This window comes from Tumebacillus sp. BK434 (assembly GCF_004340785.1).
Lineage (GTDB): Bacteria > Bacillota > Bacilli > Tumebacillales > Tumebacillaceae > Tumebacillus_A.
In genome coordinates, this window is record NZ_SLXS01000001.1 from 923,089 (window position 1) to 941,508 (window position 18,420).

The 18,420-nt window shown below is 58.9% G+C and carries 18 protein-coding genes and 1 riboswitch; of the genes, 4 read left to right on the forward strand and 14 right to left on the reverse strand.

The features are described 5' to 3' along the window. Positions 1-41: 41 nt before the first annotated feature. Complete coding sequence (gene prsW, locus EV586_RS03015) at positions 42-728, reverse strand: glutamic-type intramembrane protease PrsW (protein ID WP_132943584.1); 687 nt, start codon at positions 726-728, stop codon at positions 42-44. Between the two features lie 125 nt (positions 729-853). On the opposite strand from prsW, the gene EV586_RS03020 reads away from it, so the two are divergent. Further along, positions 854-1,831 (forward strand): asparaginase, encoded by a 978-nt coding sequence (locus tag EV586_RS03020; RefSeq protein WP_132943585.1) that lies wholly within the window; start codon positions 854-856, stop codon positions 1,829-1,831. A 55-nt stretch (positions 1,832-1,886) separates the two neighbouring features. Here EV586_RS03020 and EV586_RS03025 read toward each other — a convergent pair whose 3' ends face one another. From EV586_RS03025 to EV586_RS03040, 5 genes are all read right to left on the reverse strand, one after another. Beyond that, complete coding sequence (locus tag EV586_RS03025) at positions 1,887-3,161, reverse strand: Glu/Leu/Phe/Val family dehydrogenase (RefSeq protein WP_132943860.1); 1,275 nt, start codon at positions 3,159-3,161, stop codon at positions 1,887-1,889. Between the two features lie 195 nt (positions 3,162-3,356). Then, entirely contained in the window at positions 3,357-3,530 is a 174-nt protein-coding gene (locus tag EV586_RS20945) for a hypothetical protein (RefSeq protein WP_165898195.1), read from the reverse strand. Then, complete coding sequence (locus EV586_RS03030) at positions 3,527-4,783, reverse strand: cation:proton antiporter (protein WP_132943586.1); 1,257 nt, start codon at positions 4,781-4,783, stop codon at positions 3,527-3,529. The genes EV586_RS20945 and EV586_RS03030 overlap by 4 nt, the downstream gene beginning before the upstream one ends. A gap of 143 nt (positions 4,784-4,926) precedes the next feature. Beyond that, complete coding sequence (locus tag EV586_RS03035) at positions 4,927-6,087, reverse strand: trans-sulfuration enzyme family protein (protein ID WP_132943587.1); 1,161 nt, start codon at positions 6,085-6,087, stop codon at positions 4,927-4,929. A gap of 1 nt (position 6,088) precedes the next feature. Next, positions 6,089-7,264, reverse strand: coding sequence for a trans-sulfuration enzyme family protein (locus EV586_RS03040; RefSeq protein WP_132943588.1), 1,176 nt, complete (start codon positions 7,262-7,264; stop codon positions 6,089-6,091). Between the two features lie 90 nt (positions 7,265-7,354). Then, positions 7,355-7,468, reverse strand: a riboswitch (SAM riboswitch). 146 nt (positions 7,469-7,614) lie between these two features. Between EV586_RS03040 and EV586_RS03045 the strand changes: the two genes are divergently transcribed. From EV586_RS03045 to EV586_RS03055, 3 genes are all read left to right on the forward strand, one after another. Then, entirely contained in the window at positions 7,615-8,901 is a 1,287-nt protein-coding gene (locus EV586_RS03045) for an MFS transporter (RefSeq protein WP_132943589.1), read from the forward strand. Positions 8,902-9,352: 451 nt separating this feature from the next. Then, positions 9,353-10,156, forward strand: coding sequence for a phosphosulfolactate synthase (comA, locus tag EV586_RS03050; RefSeq protein WP_132943590.1), 804 nt, complete (start codon positions 9,353-9,355; stop codon positions 10,154-10,156). A gap of 72 nt (positions 10,157-10,228) precedes the next feature. Then, positions 10,229-10,684: a DUF441 domain-containing protein gene (locus EV586_RS03055; protein WP_132943591.1), complete on the forward strand. Its 456-nt coding sequence runs from the start codon at positions 10,229-10,231 to the stop codon at positions 10,682-10,684. 45 nt (positions 10,685-10,729) lie between these two features. On the opposite strand, the gene EV586_RS03060 is transcribed toward EV586_RS03055, so the two are convergent. From EV586_RS03060 to EV586_RS03095, 8 genes are all read right to left on the reverse strand, one after another. Beyond that, on the reverse strand, positions 10,730-11,338 hold the full coding sequence (locus tag EV586_RS03060) for an adaptor protein MecA (protein WP_132943592.1): 609 nt from the start codon (positions 11,336-11,338) through the stop codon (positions 10,730-10,732). Between the two features lie 99 nt (positions 11,339-11,437). Next, entirely contained in the window at positions 11,438-12,820 is a 1,383-nt protein-coding gene (gene pepV / locus EV586_RS03065; protein ID WP_132943593.1) for a dipeptidase PepV, read from the reverse strand. Positions 12,821-12,863: 43 nt separating this feature from the next. Continuing rightward, the gene (locus EV586_RS03070; RefSeq protein WP_132943594.1) at positions 12,864-13,853 is read right to left on the reverse strand and encodes a 2-hydroxyacid dehydrogenase; all 990 of its coding nucleotides are present in this window, start codon (positions 13,851-13,853) and stop codon (positions 12,864-12,866) included. A gap of 4 nt (positions 13,854-13,857) precedes the next feature. Further along, complete coding sequence (locus EV586_RS03075) at positions 13,858-14,862, reverse strand: substrate-binding domain-containing protein (protein WP_132943595.1); 1,005 nt, start codon at positions 14,860-14,862, stop codon at positions 13,858-13,860. 149 nt (positions 14,863-15,011) lie between these two features. Continuing rightward, positions 15,012-15,413 carry a hypothetical protein gene (locus EV586_RS03080; RefSeq protein WP_132943596.1) on the reverse strand — a complete coding sequence of 134 codons (402 nt, stop codon included), beginning with the start codon at positions 15,411-15,413 and terminating at the stop codon, positions 15,012-15,014. A 151-nt stretch (positions 15,414-15,564) separates the two neighbouring features. Continuing rightward, on the reverse strand, positions 15,565-16,014 hold the full coding sequence (locus EV586_RS03085; RefSeq protein WP_132943597.1) for a DUF6884 domain-containing protein: 450 nt from the start codon (positions 16,012-16,014) through the stop codon (positions 15,565-15,567). A gap of 8 nt (positions 16,015-16,022) precedes the next feature. Further along, positions 16,023-17,063 carry an NAD(P)/FAD-dependent oxidoreductase gene (locus EV586_RS03090; protein ID WP_132943598.1) on the reverse strand — a complete coding sequence of 347 codons (1,041 nt, stop codon included), beginning with the start codon at positions 17,061-17,063 and terminating at the stop codon, positions 16,023-16,025. Positions 17,064-17,125: 62 nt separating this feature from the next. Then, positions 17,126-18,400, reverse strand: a complete 1,275-nt coding sequence (locus EV586_RS03095) for an MFS transporter (protein ID WP_132943599.1) — start codon at positions 18,398-18,400, stop codon at positions 17,126-17,128. Between the last annotated feature and the right edge of the window lie 20 nt (positions 18,401-18,420).

The following is an 18,420-nucleotide window of genomic DNA, read 5'->3' on the forward strand; positions in this document are numbered from 1 at the left end:
CATACCTCATAGAGGACAGTCTTGACCGGCACACCATACCTTTATACGTCCTGCGTCCGCTCTTCCAACGGTTTGAATGGCGAACGTTCCTGCGCATGTTTGACTTTCCACAACCCCAAGACCCAGAGGAATGCCATGAACGGCAGCATCGTCAAAATGATCTTTTGCTGCCCGGAGAGCAGCAGGACATCATAAATGCCGTGGAACGTCCACGGGAACAGAAAAGCAGCGCCAAACAGCAGCCAGCGCTTGTCCCGGGAAGCGGCAAACTTCGCCTTGCCCAGGTAAAAGCCCATCGCCACGCCAAACAGCGCATGGCCCGGCACTGTGAAAAACGCCCGCAGCGCCACCGTCTCCCAACCGAAGACCAGCGCCTTGATGATGTTCTCCAGCGTCGCAAAGCCAAGCGAGGCGGCCACGGCGTAGACGATCCCGTCGATCTCTTCATCAAATTCGCGGTGCCGGAGCGCAATCGCTACCGTCAGGATGTATTTGGCCGACTCCTCGATCAGCGCCACACCCCAAAACGCCCGGGTATACGGCGAGCTCATCCCCTGCTGAACCCAGTCGCTGAGGTACATCACCGGAATCGTCGACAGCATTCCCAATAAGAACAAGAGCCCGACCAGACTCAAGGGCTCGGAATCGTAGCGGTCACGCAAATAGAAAAATGACATCAGCATAATCCCAGGTGCTACTGCGCACCCGATCAACAGCAAAAACTCCACCGGGAACTCCCCCTCCCCCGTTTGTAAATTCTGGGCGGTCTATGAAAATCCTGCTTTGACAGAGCCTGCCGCAGAGAGGCATAATATGCTTGAACAAATTGATGCGGACAAGGTGTGATACTCGTATGAAAACGATCCTGATCCTGACGACCGGCGGCACGATCGCGATGATCGAAGACGCGTCCAGCCAGTCGGTACGGCCGGTTGAAAACGCCGCCGACCTGACCCAAGCCATCCCCAATCTCAACCAATACGCCAACGTGCTGGTCGAAGCGTACTCCAACCTGCCGAGCCCGCACCTCACCCTTGAAGATCTCGCCGGGCTCGGCCGGGTGGTCAAAGAAAAGCTGCTTCAGGAAGACATCGACGGCATCGTCGTCACCCACGGCACCGACACGCTGGAAGAGACTGCCTATTATCTCGACCTGATCTTGCCGCCTGGCAAGCCGGTGATCGTGACCGGCGCGATGCGCTCTTCCAATGAGCTCGGCGCAGACGGCCCGCTCAATCTGCTGAACGCGGTGCGCACCGCCGCGAGCTTCGATGCGATCGGGCAAGGGGTGCTCGTCGTCTTCAATGACGACATCCACGCTGCGCGCTTCGTCACCAAGACGCACACCTCCAATGTCGCCACCTTCCAGTCCCCTTCGGTCGGGCCGATCGGCTTTCTGGATAAACGCAGCGTGCAGATCCGCCACGTGCCGAAACCGCATGCGCACATCCCCGTCGACGGGCTGGTTCCGCAGGTCGGCCTGCTCAAGATGGCGTACGGCATGGACGACGCGCTCTTGCAGTTCCTGATCGACTCGGGCAGCAAAGGCGTAGTCATCGAAGCGCTCGGCCTTGGCAATGTCCCGCCAACCGTCGTGCCCGGCATCAAGAGAGCGATCGAAAGCGGCGTCGTCGTCGTGCTTGTCTCACGCTGCTTCAACGGCGTAGTGCAGGATGTTTACGGCTATGAAGGCGGCGGCAAACAGCTCCGCGACCTCGGCGTGCTGTTCTCCAACGGCCTGAATGGACAGAAAGCGCGGATCAAGCTGATGACCGCGCTGCAGGAAACTTCCGATGTGCAACATCTCAATCAATACTTTGATCAAGAATGATAGCACAAAAAAGAGCCGTCTGCCACTTGGGCAGACGGCTTCTTCGTCGTTGAGCTTACACCCAGCCGCGCAGTTGGCTCGCTTCCGCCATGCGGCGGACGCCGACCATGTACGCTGCAAGGCGCATGTCGATCTTGCGGAGTTTGGACGTTTCGTACACCGAGTGGAACGAACGGGACATGATCGTCTTGAGGCGGGAATCCACCTCTTCGCCCGACCAGTAGTAGCCTTGGTTGTTCTGCACCCACTCGAAGTAGGAAACGATTACGCCGCCAGCGTTCGCGACAACGTCCGGCACGAGCAGGATGCCGCGATCGGACAGGATCTTGGTCGCTTCGATCGTGGTCGGGCCGTTGGCCGCTTCCACGACGATGCTCGCCTTGATGCTGTGCGCGTTGCGCGCGGTGATCTGGTTCTCGATCGCAGCCGGAACCAGGATATCGCAATCGAGCTCGAGCAGCTCTTGGTTGGTGATCACGTTTTTGTACAGCTTGGTCACCGTGCCAAACGAGTCACGGCGATCGAGCAAGTATTCGATGTCGAGACCTTTTTCATCGTGCAGGCCGCCGTACGCGTCGGAGATCCCGACAACTTTCGCGCCGGCATCATGCATGAATTTCGCCAGGTAGCCGCCAGCATTGCCGAAGCCTTGGACGACGACGCGCGCGTCTTTCAATTCGATGCCTTTGACTTTGGCAGCTTCTTCGATCGCGATGGCCACCCCGCGTGCGGTTGCCGATTCGCGGCCATAGGAGCCGCCGAGCACCAGCGGTTTGCCGGTGATGAAGCCCGGAGCGTCAAATTCACGGATGCGGGAATACTCGTCCATCATCCATGCCATCGACTGTGCGTTGGTGAACACGTCCGGAGCCGGAATATCTTTAGTCGGGCCGACGATCTGCGAGATCGCACGCACATAACCGCGGCAGAGGCGTTCCAGTTCGCGGAACGACATCTCGCGCGGGTCGCAGATGATGCCGCCTTTCCCGCCGCCATACGGCAGGTTGGCAATCCCACACTTTAAACTCATCCAAATTGCAAGCGCCTTCACTTCGTCCTCAGTTACCTCAGGGTGGAATCGGATGCCCCCTTTGGTAGGACCGACCGCGTCGTTGTGCTGAGCACGGTAACCGGTGAACACTTTGACACTGCCATCGTCCATACGAACCGGAATCCGCACGGTGAGCACGCGCAGCGGCTCTTTCAGCAATTCAAACATGTCTTGACCATAGCCCAATTTGGTTAAAGCGTCTTGAATCACAAGTTGAGTGCTGGTCAGCACGTTCAAATTCTCAGCGGGTTCATTTGCAGTTGCATGATTAGAAGGCACATTCTGGGTATTCAAATCGACTCGACCACCTTTGAACTTATACAGGTATTCGTGAACCTTCACTCAATATACACCTTACGTTTGAACATGGAAAGGTTATGGAACCCCTTTATTGTTCGAAACTGCGTGATACTTCGGCAAGAACCTGAGTGGGGTCGCTTTTCTCCTGAATTGGCTTCATTTTCGCACGAAAGCTCAGACTTCTTCACCTTCGTCAGCAAAATCATCCGGATTATCGACGATAACCATCGTTTCTTCGTAGCCTTTGGCTTGGGCCGGGATCTCTTCAAGCGCGTCATCCGGATTATCGAAAGCGATCAGATCGGTTTTGCCGCCGTCCTTATGCGTCAGTGCGTTAAAGGGCTTCATGGGAGTTCCTCCTTGGCTGGATTCTCTCCGCTTAGAATGCCCAGTTTCTTTGCCACAATCCCCGTCGTGCCCGCCTGCAAAACGATGGTCACGATGATCGCGAGGAAGGTGACGGCGTGGATCTCACGGTAATGCGGCAGATGGAGCCCGGCGATCAATGCCACCAGCGCGGCCGGAATGACGCCCGTCTCGCGCACCCAGCACATGAATAGCAGCTCGTTCCATTTCCACTTCGCGATCCGGTCGACCCCGGCGCAGAGCAGCACGGTGAGCGGCCGGGCGATGAACATGAAGACCGCCACGACGAGCAGACCTTCCAGCCAAAAGTCGGCCAGCGCTGAAAAGTCGACCTGCGAGCCGAGCAGGATGAAGATCATCATCCTCAGGATCAGCGTGATGCCGTCAAAGAAGTGCGACACCTCGGTCAGCTTCGCTTCCGGCACCGGCAGGCGGAACGCCTTGTGATTGCCGAGCACGATGCCGGCCGTAAATGTCGCCATGAAGCCGGAGACGCCAAGCAGGTCGCCGAGCAGATACGCTCCGAGCGCCACGATGACCACGACGATCGACGCGTACTCGCGGAACAGTCCCCCGCGCCGCCCGGAGATCAGCACGGCAGCCAGCCATCCGGAGGCTAGTCCGACCAGCAGGCCGCCGCCCGCCATTTTGAAAAAGCTGAGCAGGGAGCCGCCGAGCGTAAACGCCTGCTCTCCCGTTGCCACGCCGAGCACGGCAAAGGTGACGATGGAGCCGGTCGCATCGTTAAACGCCGATTCGCTTTCCACCGTCTGTTTCAGACGCTCTTCGATCGGCACCTGTTTGAAGACGGGAATCAGCGTCGCCGGGTCGGTAGAGGCGATGATCGCCGCCAGCAGAAAGGCCAGTACAAACGGCAGCTGCAGGAACCACGCCGCCGCGCCTGCCGTGACGGCCGCCGTGATCAGGACGCCGGGGACCGCCAGCAAAAAGAGGGTCAGCCAGACTTTTTTCAACACGCCAAGCGAAATCGCCCGCCCGCCGTCAAACAAGATCAGCGCCGCACCGGCCACGATCAGCAGCTGGTCGGCCACCGATTCGGGCGACAGCGCGACCAGGTGCAAGACCGGTCCGATCAGCACACCGATCAGCAAAAACACCGCCACATCGGGCACGCGCAGCAGTTTGGCGATCCGTCCGCCGAACATGCCGGCCAGCAGGACGATCACGACCAGGCTGAGCAGCTCGCGCACCGTCTCCATCGTAGGTGAATCCATCCCGAACCCTTCTTCCGAAACTGTTGTTACTCTTTACTGTGCCAAAAAAGGCACCCTGACAAACGTTTGCGCGCGAGTTCAGGGTGCCTGTTTCTATTGTACAAAAATTGTATAAAAGAATCTACCAAATTATGAATCGACCGCTAGTTCAGCCCGTCCAGCGCCTGCGCCAGATCGGCGATCAGATCTTCCGCGTCCTCCAAGCCGACCGACAGCCGCAGCAGACCTTCGGTGATGCCGCGCTTGTGGCGCTCCGCTTGCGGCATGCCGGAGTGCGACATCGTCGCCGGGTAGGACAGGATGCTCTCCACCCCGCCAAGCGACACGGCGACCAATGGCAGCTGCACACGCTTCATCAGCGCTTTCGCCCGCGCTTCGCTTCCCGCATCGAACGACAGCACCGCGCCGAAGCGGTCCGACTGGCTTTTGTGCACCTCATGCCCTTTGTGGCCCGAGAGCCCCGGGTAGAAGACTTTGGCGATGTCGTCACGCTCCGCCAGCCAGGCGGCGACGCGTTCCGCTCCGTCACAGGAGGCGTCCATGCGCACTTTCAGCGTTTTGATGCCGCGCTGGAGCAGGAAGCAGTCCTGCGGGCCCAAGACGGCGCCAAAGGAGTTTTGCAGCTGTGCGAGGCGGTGGCCGAGGACGGTGTCTTTCGTTACCGCCAGCCCCGCGACGAGGTCAGAGTGGCCGCCAAGGAATTTCGTGGCGCTGTGCACGACGATGTCGATGCCGAGGTCGAGCGGCCGCTGCAGGTATGGCGTCTGGAACGTGTTGTCGACGATGGTCAGCAGCCCGTGCTCTTTGGCGATCTGCGCCGCCCCGGCGAGATCGGTGATCTGCAAGAGCGGGTTGGACGGCGTCTCCAAGAGCAAGCCTTTCGTGTTCGGGCGAATCGCCGCGCGAATGTTGTCCAGATCGGTCACATCGACAAACGTGGTCTCGATGCCCAGCCGGTTCAGCACGGTGGTCAGCACGCGGAACGTCCCGCCGTAGATGTCATCGGTGGCGATCAGATGGTCGCCCGCCGAGAACAGCAGAAGCGCCGTGGAGATCGCCGCCATCCCCGAAGCGAACGCAAAGCCGCGCGTGCCTCCTTCCAGCGCCGCCATCGTCCGCTCCAGCGCATCGCGCGTCGGGTTGCCGGAGCGTGCATATTCGTAGCGCGGCGGATGGTCGGCGTCTTCCTGATGGAATGTCGAGACCTGATAGATCGGGACCGCCGAGGCGCCGGTCGTCTTGTCGATCTCGTTCCCTGTGTGCAACAGCTGTGTGGCAAACGTCAGCTCTTTGTTTCCGCTCATCTTACACCAAGCTCCCTTTCGCTTCGGCCCATTCCCGCTCGCACGCTGCAAACGCCTGGGCCAGATCTTCAATCAAGTCTTCGTAATGTTCGATCCCGACCGACAGTCGCAAGAGCGAGCTCGTCACGCCCAGTTCGTTGCGCACGTCTTCCGGCACATCGAAATGCGTCTGCCGCGCCGGATAGGTGATCAGAGACTCCACCCCGCCCAGCGATTCGGCGAACGCGATCAGGTTGAGATGGCGCAGGAGCGGTTCGACCAGCTCTTCACTCACCACTTCAAAGGAAAGCATCCCGCCGTATCCGTCAGCCTGCCCGATGTGCACGTCGCGACCGGCGTGGTTTTCCAATCCCGGGAAATACACCGTCTTCACCAGCGGATGCCCGGCCAGCCATTTGGCGAGCACCATCGCATTTTCCTGATGGCGATCCATCCGCAAGGCCAGCGTTTTCATCCCTCTCATCAACAGCCAGGCATCCTGCGGGCCCAAGGTCGCCCCGATCGAATTCTGCAAAAAGTAGATCCGTTCCGCCACTTCCTCCTCACGGGCCACAGCGAGTCCGGCCAGCACGTCGTTATGGCCGCCGAGATACTTGGTCGCGCTGTGCACGACGATGTCGGCGCCGAGCACGAGCGGCCGCTGCAGGTACGGCGTCATGAACGTATTGTCGACGATCGTCAGCAGCCCTTGTTCCCGGGCCCATCCGATGACGCCTTTCAAATCGGTGATCCGCATCGTCGGGTTGGTCGGCGTTTCGATAAAGATCGCCTTGGTGTTCGCTTGCACCTCCGCGGTCACCGCCTGCAGGTCGCGCGTATCGACAAACGTCGTCGTGATGCCTTGGCGCGGCAGGATCTGCTCCAACAGACGATAGGTGCCGCCGTACAGGTCATGTGAGACCAGCAGGTGGTCTCCTTGCCCGAACAGCCCGAGGACGACGGCGATTGCCGCCATGCCCGACCCGTACGCGAAGCCGCGCACGCCGCCTTCCAGCTTGGCGATCGCGTCTTCCAGCGTCTGGCGGGTCGGATTTTTCGTGCGAGTGTAGTCAAAGCCGGTGCTTTCCCCCAGCCGCGGGTGACGGTACGTGGTGGACAAATAGATGGGCGTGGAGATCGCGCCCGTTTTTTCTTCTCGGATGTTGCCAATCTGAGCCAAACAGGTATCGGGATGCACTTGTAAATTCCTCCTCAGTTTGAAAAACTGATGCAAAAAAGACCTCTCTCGGAATCGAGAAAGGCCTTTGGAATCTACAAAGAGCGCTTTCTCTCATCTCTCAGGCTGCAACGCGCAACCTGTTGGAATTGGCACCGTGCACATGAATCGTGTCGGTTGCCGTGGCATCATCGGGCCAGTCCCTCCGCCTACTCTTGATAAGAGAACTATATTTGCATGTTGTTGTTTGATTCCTAATTTAACGTCTCATCGGGAACGCTGTCAAGCATAATTTTGACAGACATACGCCCTTTTTCGCTACGGCAAACTACTCCTGATGCAACCTGCAAGCAGGAGAAAGGACTGACACCATGGCCGCAAAACAACCGAAATCGAAGATTCATCTGCTGCCTTTGTTCGCCTTGGCGACCGTACCGCTGATCATGGTGCTTGGCAATTCGATGCTGATTCCGATTCTGCCGCAGATGCAGGAAGAGATCGGCATTTCGAAGTTCCAGGCGTCTCTGGTCATCACGCTGTTCTCCGTTCCGGCAGGCATCATCATTCCGCTGGCAGGCTTTCTGTCCGACCACTTCAACCGCAAAGTCGTCATCGTCCCCTCCCTGCTGCTCTACGGCGCAGGCGGTGTGGTCGCCGGTGTGGCCGCGTGGCTGATGGACAGCCCGTACGGGGTGATCATGACCGGACGCGTGCTGCAAGGCTTGGGTGCGGCCGGTACAGCGCCGATCGCGATGGCGCTGGCCGGCGACATCTGGAGCGGCGCGTCCCGGTCCAAAGCGCTCGGCATCATCGAAGCCTCGAACGGCCTCGGCAAAGTGCTGTCGCCGATCCTCGGCTCGCTGATCGCGCTCCTGTTCTGGTACGCGGCATTTTTCGCTTTCCCGATCATCTGCATCGCTGCCGCTGCACTGGTCTACTTTTTCGTCAAAGAGCCGAAGAAATCCGGGCAGAAGCAGTCGCTCAAGCAATATGTAAGCGCGCTGAAGAAAACGTTTAAAGCGCAGGGCAAATGGCTGCTCACCGCCTATCTGGCCGGGTCGGTCGCCTTGTTTATCCTGTTTGGCGTGCTGTTTTACATTTCTCAGATCTTGGAGGAGAAATACAAAGTCGCCGACCTCATGCGCGGCCTGATCCTTTCGCTGCCGCTGTTGGCGATGTGCTCGACGTCGCTGATCACCGGCGCGAAGATCAAGAAAAATATGAAGCTGATGAAAGTGCTGATCGTGGCCGGTCTCGGGATGATCGGCGCACCGCTCGCCATCGCAGCGTTTTTCGCCAACAATCCGTACGTCTCGCTCGGGCTGCTCGTCGTCTCCGGCGTCGGCACCGGTCTCGTGCTGCCTTGTCTGAACACGCTGATCACTTCCGCCGTGCAAAAAGAAGAGCGCGGAGCGGTCACCTCGCTGTACGGCAGCGTGCGCTTTCTCGGCGTCGCCGCCGGGCCGCCGATTTTTGGCGCCTTGATGAGCACGCCGAAGCTGATGTTTCTGATCATGGCCGGGCTGGCTGCCTTCTGCGGCGTGCTCGCCTACTTTCTGATCCAGCCCGGCAAAGGCGGTGGCGGCACCAATCCTGAACGGTATCAAAAGATCGAACATGAACGCAAACTCCTGACTCGCATGAAAGCACGGGCGTAACCACACGCCAGTTTCTTATTTTTGTGCTATTATTAAAATGTTACAAATTAAAATCAGGAGGTGCTTTCATGAAGAAAGTTGTTGGTATTGTTTTGCTTGTTGCACTTACTTTCGGTTTTGGTGGTTCCGCTAATTCCGTCGATGATGACGGTTGCTACTGGCAAGGCGATTACCGTGTATGCCTCTAGCCGATGTGCAGAGACCGCTTCTGCGGTCTCTTTTTTTTGCCTCCCGCTGCTCTTGCGCGCTTTGCCCTCTTTCTTCTCGCCGCTCATGATAGGCACAGACCCAATGTTAGGACAACGAAAATGCGACATCGGAAAAACCTTGAGATATCAAGGTTTGTACACTTCTCACCTTCCGAAATTCTTTTTCATACGCTACAGGAGCCTACTCCCCGAAGGATAACCACGATTTATAAGGCTCGGGAAAGAGAAAGGAGTCGGAAGGTATGCAACGTTCATCGTCCGAACGGGCTTGGGATGATATCTTGCGTGATCCGCTGCCTGGTCGACTCGCCAAACCGCGAACGACCAACGGGCTCACCATGTTGATCGATACGGGGCTCGGCTTGAAGGAAACCGATGATCTGGTGGAGCTGGCAGGTCCCTACATCGATTTTGTCAAGTTGGGATTTGGCACTTCCAAACTGTATCCGGCGCATGTACTGCGCGAGAAGATCACCTTGCTGCAAGCCAATCAGATCGAGATCTACCCGGGCGGCACCTTCCTGGAAGCGGCCATCTTGCAAAACAGATGGCACCAGTTTCTGGATCGCTGTCTGACGCTCGGCTTCCGCACGGTCGAAGTGTCGGACGGGACGATTCCCTTGTCCTGGCAACAGCGGGAGGAGATCATCCGCTATGCCAGCGCGCAAGGCCTGAAAGTGATCACCGAAGTCGGCAAAAAGGAAGATGGAGTGCACCTTCCCGTGGACACACAGCTGGCGATGATCGACGCCGATCTCGCCGCCGGCGCGTTTAAAGTGATCCTCGAAGGGCGGGAATCGGGCAAAGCGGTCGGCATGTTCGCTGAGGACGGTTCGATCCGCCAAGATGATTTTGACGAGCTGACTGCGAACGTGCAGAACCTCGACCAGCTGATCTGGGAAGCGCCCCTGAAGTCGCAGCAGGAAGAGCTGATTTGCAAATTCGGACCGAATGTCAATTTCGGAAATATCAATCCGCGCGACACGATCGCTCTGGAAGCGCTGCGCTGCGGTCTGCGCAGCGACACCTTGCGCTTCACGCTGTAGGCGGCAGGTCTACCTTGTCCGCCCTGTCCATATACATGTGTAAGAAGTCTGCACACGTGAGGGGCGGTAGGCGTGGTCGGAGAAATCATCCTGGTCGTATTGATTATCATTGGCATCGTCGGCAGGGCCAGCATTTTGGCCACCGCCGCCAGCTTTTTGCTCATTTTGAAACTGCTAAGCCTGCAGCGGTTTTTCCCGACGCTCGAACGAAGAGGGCTCGAACTGGGCCTGCTGTTTCTGATGATCTCTGTGCTGGTGCCGCTGGTCAACGGCAAAGTGGCGACCAAAGACCTGTTGAGCGCGTTTGTATCGGTCGGCGGAGTCTGCGCGATCATCGGCGGGATCCTCGCCACCTATCTGAACGGCCAGGGCCTGTATATGCTGAAGATGGATCCGGAGTTGATGATGGGGCTCGTGATCGGAACGGTGCTTGGCATCGTGTTCCTGAAAGGCATTCCGGTCGGCCCGCTGATGGCGGCGGCGATCGCTGCGATCCTGATGAAGCTGTATCAGTATATTTTTCGCTAAAAAGACTCCCGGCCGCGGTGGCCGGGAGTCTTTTGATGTATGTGTCTAGCGCAGCGGGAAATGCCGGGTGATCGTTTGCACGGCGTTGCCGTCCATGACCCGCTTGCCATATTCATCGAGCATCGCCTTGGTCGTCGGCGAGAGCTCTCCATATTCGTGCAAAATGGACCAGAACGTGTCGTACAGCTCTTCCCCGACCTCATCTTCATCGAAGAAAAGATGATAGCGTTCCTTGTAGTGGTACAACGTGCCGCCAACCGCTTCATACGCATGCAGCGAATGGGCAGCGCGGATCACGTCCTCCAGGTCGTGGAACACAAACGTAAAAGCGCCAAACGGATCGGGAGCGATCATCGTCATCTCCGCATCATCGTCTTCCTCCTCCAGGAGTTCCTGCTCGTGAGCAGGCAATGAAGGCAGTTGCGTGACGACGACTACGACGCCTTCGGTCGGCATCGTAAACGCTTCGACGGCGATCGGACCTGCGACTTCAAAACCGGTTTCCAGATACGCTTTCTCCATCATATCCCAGAACAGTTCTTGTACCTTGCGGCCATTTTGCCAGAGCTCATCCCGGTCGATGCCACGCTGGTCGAGGTCGTCGTAAGTGAGCATGATTCGCACTTTGTTGTCTCCGAGCCTCTCTACGCGCATTCTCATCACTCCTTCGCAGAGAGAATGGGTGCTGCTTGGTGCTGATACTTCGTTACCTATCATTATGCAACGACAAGATCACCTGTTCTGTAAGCGAGGTTACTTTGCCAGTTCGTAAATCGCCTTGGCGAAGATCTTCGTGCATTTGAGCAGGTGGTCAACCTCCCAGAACTCATCCTTTTGGTGCGCCACTTCCGGCTGACCCGGGAACTGCGCGCCAAATGCGACCGCGTTCGGAATCGCCCGCGCATACGTGCCGCCGCCGGTGGTGAGCGGAGCTGCTTGCTCCCCCGTCTCCTCTGCATACACTTTGAGCAGCGTCTGCACGATCTCCGATTCGAGGGGCACGTAGTGCGGCTTCATGTTGGCAATGCCAGGGTCTGTTACGCGAAACCCTTCAGGCCCCGTTTTTTGTTCTAACAAAATTAACATGTCAGCGTCCGTTTTGTCCACAGGGAAACGCAGGTTAAAGGTAAAAGTGATTTCCTCCCCGTTGACAAGGGCAAGCCCGAGGTTGCAAGTCAAAGGACCGGTCGCATGGCAGGTCATCTTGACGCCAACGCGCTCGCCGTCGGTGTCGACTTCGGAGAGAAATGCCCAGATGTCGCGGTCGGCCGTGTCGAGCGCGCGCAGCAGTTTGCCCGCTTGTACCACCGCATTGATCCCATGCTGCGGTGCCATCGAGTGAACGGAGAGCCCTTCCACGGTCAACACGATCTCGCCGCCGCTGACTGTGAGCTGATGGTTCACGTTTTCTTTCGCGGCCGTGTCGCGGATCTGCGCAGCCACCGCTTCCGCATCGCCGGTGACCGCCAGCACGACGCGGCAGGAGTCAGGCACCATGTTCACGCGGTTGCCGCCGGTCAGTTCGCGAACGACGACCGGCGCGGACGCAAGATCCCCGCGCGGCTTGGTCAGGTTGAAGCAGTAGATGCCCTTTTCGGCATAGATCAGCGGAAAGTCCGCATCCGGGGTAAAGCCGCCAACCGGGTACGGCTCCTTGGTGAAGTAGTGATCCATGCAGCGCCAGTTCGACTCCTCGTCAAGGCCCATGATCAAGCGGACTCTCTTGCTGAGCTGCACGCCCGATTCACGGATCGCTTTCATCGCGAAGAGAGCGGCCATCGTCGGCCCTTTGTCGTCGATCGCGCCGCGGGCATAGATCTTGCCGTCATGGATCTCCGCGCCAAACGGCGGGTAGGTCCAGCCCGAACCGACCGGCACGACGTCGAGGTGGCCGAGCACGGCGATGTATTCCTCCCCTTCGCCCATCTCGATATGGCCGGCATAGCCGTCCACGTTTTTCACAGCAAACCCCAGCTCTTGTCCCAACTGCAAAGCATAATCCAGTGCTTCTGCGCACCCCGGGCCAAACGGCTGATCGGGAGCGGACGGTTCTCCGCCCACCGAGTCGATGCGCAAGACCCCTTGTGTTTTGGCGATGATGTCGTCGCGGTTTTGATCAATCCACTTTTCAAACATCCTATGCAGCTCCTCTCGCGATTTTGTTTATTTTTCTAAAACTCTATCGTTTCGGACAAACGTCCGGATTGACGAGGGAGACGGGCTGCTCCCCGTGAAGAACGTTCAAAACATTTTGCACGGCGATCTGCGCCATTTTCGTGCGCGTCTCCAGCGTCGCGCTCCCCAAATGCGGAGCGAGCACGACGTTTTGCAGCGCGAGCAGTCCCGGATGCACAGCAGGTTCTGCTTCGAAGACGTCAAGCCCGGCTCCGGCGATCTCGCCTGTCTGCAACGCTTCAACCAGCGCCGCTTCGTCGACGACCGACCCGCGGGCGGTGTTGATCAGAAACGCCGATGCTTTCATGGCGCGGAACGTCTCGCGGTTGATCATGTGGTGCGATTCCGGCGAGTAGGGCATGTGCAGGGAGACGACATCGGCTGCCGCAAGCAGCGTGTCGAGACCGGCGTACGTCAAGCCGTACTCTTGCTCGGTCGCTTCGTCGAGGCGGCGGCGGTTGTAATAGAGTGTGTTCATCTCGAACGCCTTGGCCCGCTTCGCCACGGCGAGGCCGATGCGACCGCAGCCGATGATGCCCAGCGTCTTGCCGGCCAGCTCCGTGCCGAGCAGCATCATGGGAGACCAGCCTGTCCATTTGCCGTCGCGGACAAATTGATCAGCTTCGACGATGCGGCGCGTCACCGTCATCAACAGCGCCCAGGCGATCTCGGCGGTGGCACCCGTCAGCACGCCCGGCGTGTTGGTCACCGGAATGCCGAGCTCGGTCGCCGCCGCGATGTCGATGTTGTCATAGCCGACCGCGTAGTTGCTGACCACCTTGGGACGCGCAGTTTCCAGCAGCGGGCGGTCGATCTTGTCGACGAGCGTGCAGAGCAGCGCATCATGCTGCGGGAGAAGCGTGCGGAGCTCCTCCGGGGTCGGCTGGCGTTCGGTGGAGAAAACGGTGACCTCGCAGTGTTCGAACAGCTGTTGCATGCCCGCTTCCGGCAAGGCGCGGGTAACGAGCACGCGCGGTTTCTGTGCATGGGTCATCCGCTTACCCCCGTTTGGTCGACGTCCGCTCGATGATCGAATGAGGCAGGCGGACGGTGTAGTTTTCGATCGGCTCGTCTTGCAGCAGCTTGGTCAGCAGCCGCATCGAGACGGCCCCGAGGTCGTACGTCGGCTGGGCGACAGTGGTCAGCTCCGGGCGCACGATGGTCGACAGGCGCGTGTTGTCAAAGCCGAGCAGCAGCACGTCCTGCGGCGAGTTGCCGCCCCGGTCGCGCACGGCGTTCAAGTAGCCGAGGGCGATCTCGTCGCTGGCCGCCACGACCGCTTCCGCACGGTGTCCGCTTTGCAAAAATTCGGCTGCGACGCCGTGCGCACCTTCGTATTTCAGATCGGTGGCGTGCAGGATCAAATGCTCCTGCAGCGGCTGGCCTGCTTCCCGCAGCGCCCGCTCGTAGCCGCGGCGGCGCTCCGCGGTGACCGGATGGGTGGTCGGGCCGCCGAAGAAGACGATCTGCCCGATGCCTTTTTCAAGGAAAAACCGGGTCGCGTCATACGCCGCCGACTCGTTGTCGATCGCGACGGACGGAATGCGCCCCTCCGGATCGTCGGTCGCGCAGAGCACAACCGGCAGTTGAGCTTGTTCAAAAGTTCTGACAATCTCCTTCGTGATCTGATCGGAGATGAACACCAGCCCGTCTACCTGCTTTTCCCACATCGTGCCGATCAGGTCGATCTCGCGTTCTTCGCGGGCGTCGGAGTTGGTGAGAATGATGTGATACTGATACATCGTTGCAATATCTTCAATTCCGCGCAGCACCTCTGCGTGGAACAGGTCGGACACGTCAGGCAGGATCACGCCGATCGTCTTCGTGCGCTTGCTGGCCAGCCCGCGCGCCACGGCGTTCGGACGATAGGCGAGCTTCTCGATGGCCGCCTGGACTTTCGCTTTCGTCTCGTCTTTTACAACGGCCGTTCCGTTTAACACGCGGGACACGGTCGCCATCGAAACACCAGCTTCTCTTGCTACATCATAAATCGTTTTGTTCACGGGAAACTCCCCTTTGTTCTTTGGACATGATTAGTAGACCCATTTTACCATAATGCGGTAGGGCAAAAAAGGTAATCGAGCGACAAATGGGTCCCCGCAGGCGCAGGAGACCAAAAAGCCCGATCTTGTAGAAGATCGGGCTACTAGGCTTAATGCATCATCGAGTCCAAACGGTCTTGCTTGGTCAGAAAGGCGACCTGGTGCCCGTCCGACTTGTTGCGGGTGACGATGAAGAGCTGGTCGCGCTTGGTGATGTTGATCTGTTCGCCGTCTTGGAGGCGGACGAGGATGCTGTCAGCAGTTTGCGCGGCTTTCGGGGCGTGCTGCAGGTTGCCCATGTAGATCGCTTCGTTGTAGAGGCGCAGGAACTGATCGGCATCGAGCGGCTGGTCATGATCGGCCGAATGCAGGACGACCTGTTCGATCTCCTCTCGCTTCAGCAGGCGGAAATGGTTGAATTTTTTCATCAGCTTGCCGAGCATATAATGCGGGATGCAGCCCGCGCAGACGATCAAGGTTGCGACCAAACTGTACACCCAAAGTTCTCCCATGGTACTCATCTCCCGTTCTGGTTGCTGTTATTTGTTACCTTTAAAATAACAGCACGGCCGCCAAAACGCAGTGAGAAAAATCACGGGGCTGGCCTATTATTTGCCAACCGCATAACCGGCAAAAGACGCAAGCAGAGCTGCTTGCGTCTTGTTACTTCTCGAGTTCTTGTCTCAATCTCTGCTGCATGAAGCCGATGCCCGTACAGCCTTGAAGCGGCGTATGGTAAGCGGGCGCGTTGCCGAAGACGGCCGGGACGATGACGGTGTATTTTTTGCCGCCGAGGATGGTGATGTCATCGCAGGCGGTCAGGCCCTTCGCTTGCGCCTGCTCGATCAAGGCTTCCAGCGACACATCGCGCAGCGGGTTGTTGGACGTGAAGCGGACATCGTAGTTCTCCGGCACGATGTCTGTCGGCCGGAGAAAACCGTGTTTGGCGGAGAGAATGACCCAGTCGTCGCCGAAAAACTTCTGCGCATACGCCTGACAGAGTTTGTGAAAGGTGCCGGTGTACGCAGCACGCGCCTCTGCCGGTCCGGCAAAATCGGGCTGGGTATCCCAGATCTTGCGCGAACCGCAGGGGATGATGCACAAGCGTTTCATCTCAATAATCACCTCGGTACGATCATGTTTGCCACGCGCTCGCCAATCGCCGGGGCCAATTTGAACCCGGCTCCGCTCCAGCCAGTCGCAAGAATCAACCCTTCGATCTCAACGGACGGCTTCAAGATCCCGCGCAGATCCGGAGTGTATGCATCGAAGCTGCGGCGGCCGCCGGAGAGCGTCGCATCGTGTATCCAGTCCAATCGCTTTGCGGCCACCTTCGACGTGCGCTCTGCACCTGCCAGGTCAACGCCCTGCAGCAGATCCGGATCGATGTCCCACTCATCGACAGGTAAGCCGATCAGCGACAACCCGCCCGCTTCCGGGCGCGCATACAGGTCGGTGGTGTCGTCGAGAAAGGCAGGATGAAGTGCAGCGCCTGACGGACGTTTGTAAAAATGCACTTGAATCGTCTTGCTGCGGACAGGCAGCTGCAAGCCTAATCCCGCAGCAAGCCGGGGCGTCCACGCTCCCGTCGCCAGCACGACATGTTCAGTATGCACAATGCCAGTCGAAGTCTCAACCCCGGTCACTCGCCCGCCTGCTGTCAAGATGCGCTGCACACGCGTCCCTTCACAGGCCAGCGCGCCGCACTCCCGCGCCTGTTCGATCAAAAAGCGGGTCGTGCGCACCGGATCGGCATAGCCGCCCTGCACTTCATAAACAGCCCCGCCGACTCCCTCCCACTTCAGCTCAGGAAAGCGCACAGCGCCTGCTGCAGCTGGCAAAAACTCCAGCCCCAGCCGCTGCGCTTCCGCCTGCATCGCGGCCACGCGCGCTTCCAGCTCCAGATAGAGCAGCCCGGTCTGCCGGTACCCGACTTCCTCCCGGTGCCTCAAAAAGAACGGGAAGCTCTCCGCCGCCAGTTCGGTCAAAAACTTATCGGTGTGGTAGACCCGCAAAAATCCGCCCGACTGCCCGGTCGCGCCGTTTCCAAATCGCCCTTGCTCAAACAAGACCGCATGCTGCACCCCGCGCTGCGCCAGCGCGTGCAAGGCGGCCGCTCCGACGACGCCGCCGCCGATGATCACCGCTGCTGCTCGTTGCATGGCTCATCCCTCCCCTTTCATGAAAAAAATCAGGCCCCTGTGCGGGGCCTGACCTGATGCGCTTACGCCGACGGTGCGGTCGTTTCGGTGACTTTGCCCGCCTTCTCGCGCAAGATGCGGGTCAAGAACATCAGCACGAACACGGCGATCACCGCCATGAACAGACCGGCTGCCAGCAGCGTGCCCCCGATCTTGATGTACGAGGTCAGCCACGCGCCGGTCGCCGGCGCGAGCAGCATGGAAGCTGCCTGCGTCGAAGCCGACACCCCGGTCACCCGGCCGATGAGATGGCCCGGCGTCTCCTTTTGGATGATGTAGGAGAACGGAATGGTCGCCGCCGCCGAGAATACCCCAAAGAACATGAAGAACAGGAACCACAGCCACAGGTCCAGCGAGAAAATGCTGAGACCGCCGAGGCCGATCACACTGTTGAGCAGGCCGCAGACGAGAGCCAGCGCCACCAGCGTATGCAGCGGCTTGTTGTGCCATTTCGGCAGCGAGCCCATCAGCAGGGCACCGACGACCGAACCGATACCGAGTGCCGAGATCAGGTAGCCAAACGCGTGCTCGCCAAGCCCGATGTCTTTCGTCCAGATGACGAGCATGCCGTCATAGAGCATGACGATGAACATGCCGATCGTCATCAGGATGATCGAAACAGACAAGATGCGCTTCGAGCGCACATGCCCGATGCCTTCTGCAAACTGCTTCCAGAAATGCGGTGCGCGCTCTTTGTTCGGGTCGGCCGCTTCGCTTTTCAGCGGCGGCATGAAGGACAGGAACAGCGCAGCAAGCAACAGGAAGCCGACTTCAACGAGGAACACCTGACGCGCGCCGATCAGCGGAATCAGAGCGCCGCCGAGCATCGGAGCGCCGACCTGCGTGAGGTACATCGACATCTGACCGAGCGACAGCGCTTGCGGCAGCATCTCTTCGTCGACGAGGGAACGGATCGCCGACATGCGGGCCGGGTTGTACAACGTGGCGACGGTCGCCCGCAGGAAGACGAGGCAGAGCATCGCATACAGGTTGGGCACGAAGAACAGCCCAAGGATCAAACAGGCGCGGATTAACACGCAGATCACCATCAGCGCGCGGCGCGGCAGACGGTCGGCCCAGACAGCGACGAGCGGACCTAAGAAGATCCACGGCAGGGACAAGACGATCATCATGTAGGCGATCTCCGTCGCCCCCATGCCCCATTCATACGCGATGACGACGGCCAGCGCCGTCATGTCCAGCCAGTTGGCCGAATCGGAAAACAGCGAGCCGATAAACAGGTTCCGGAACGAACGCTGTTTGACCGGCGCGAACATCGAAGGTCGCTTTTCACTCATTTTGTTTCCTCCCAGTTGTC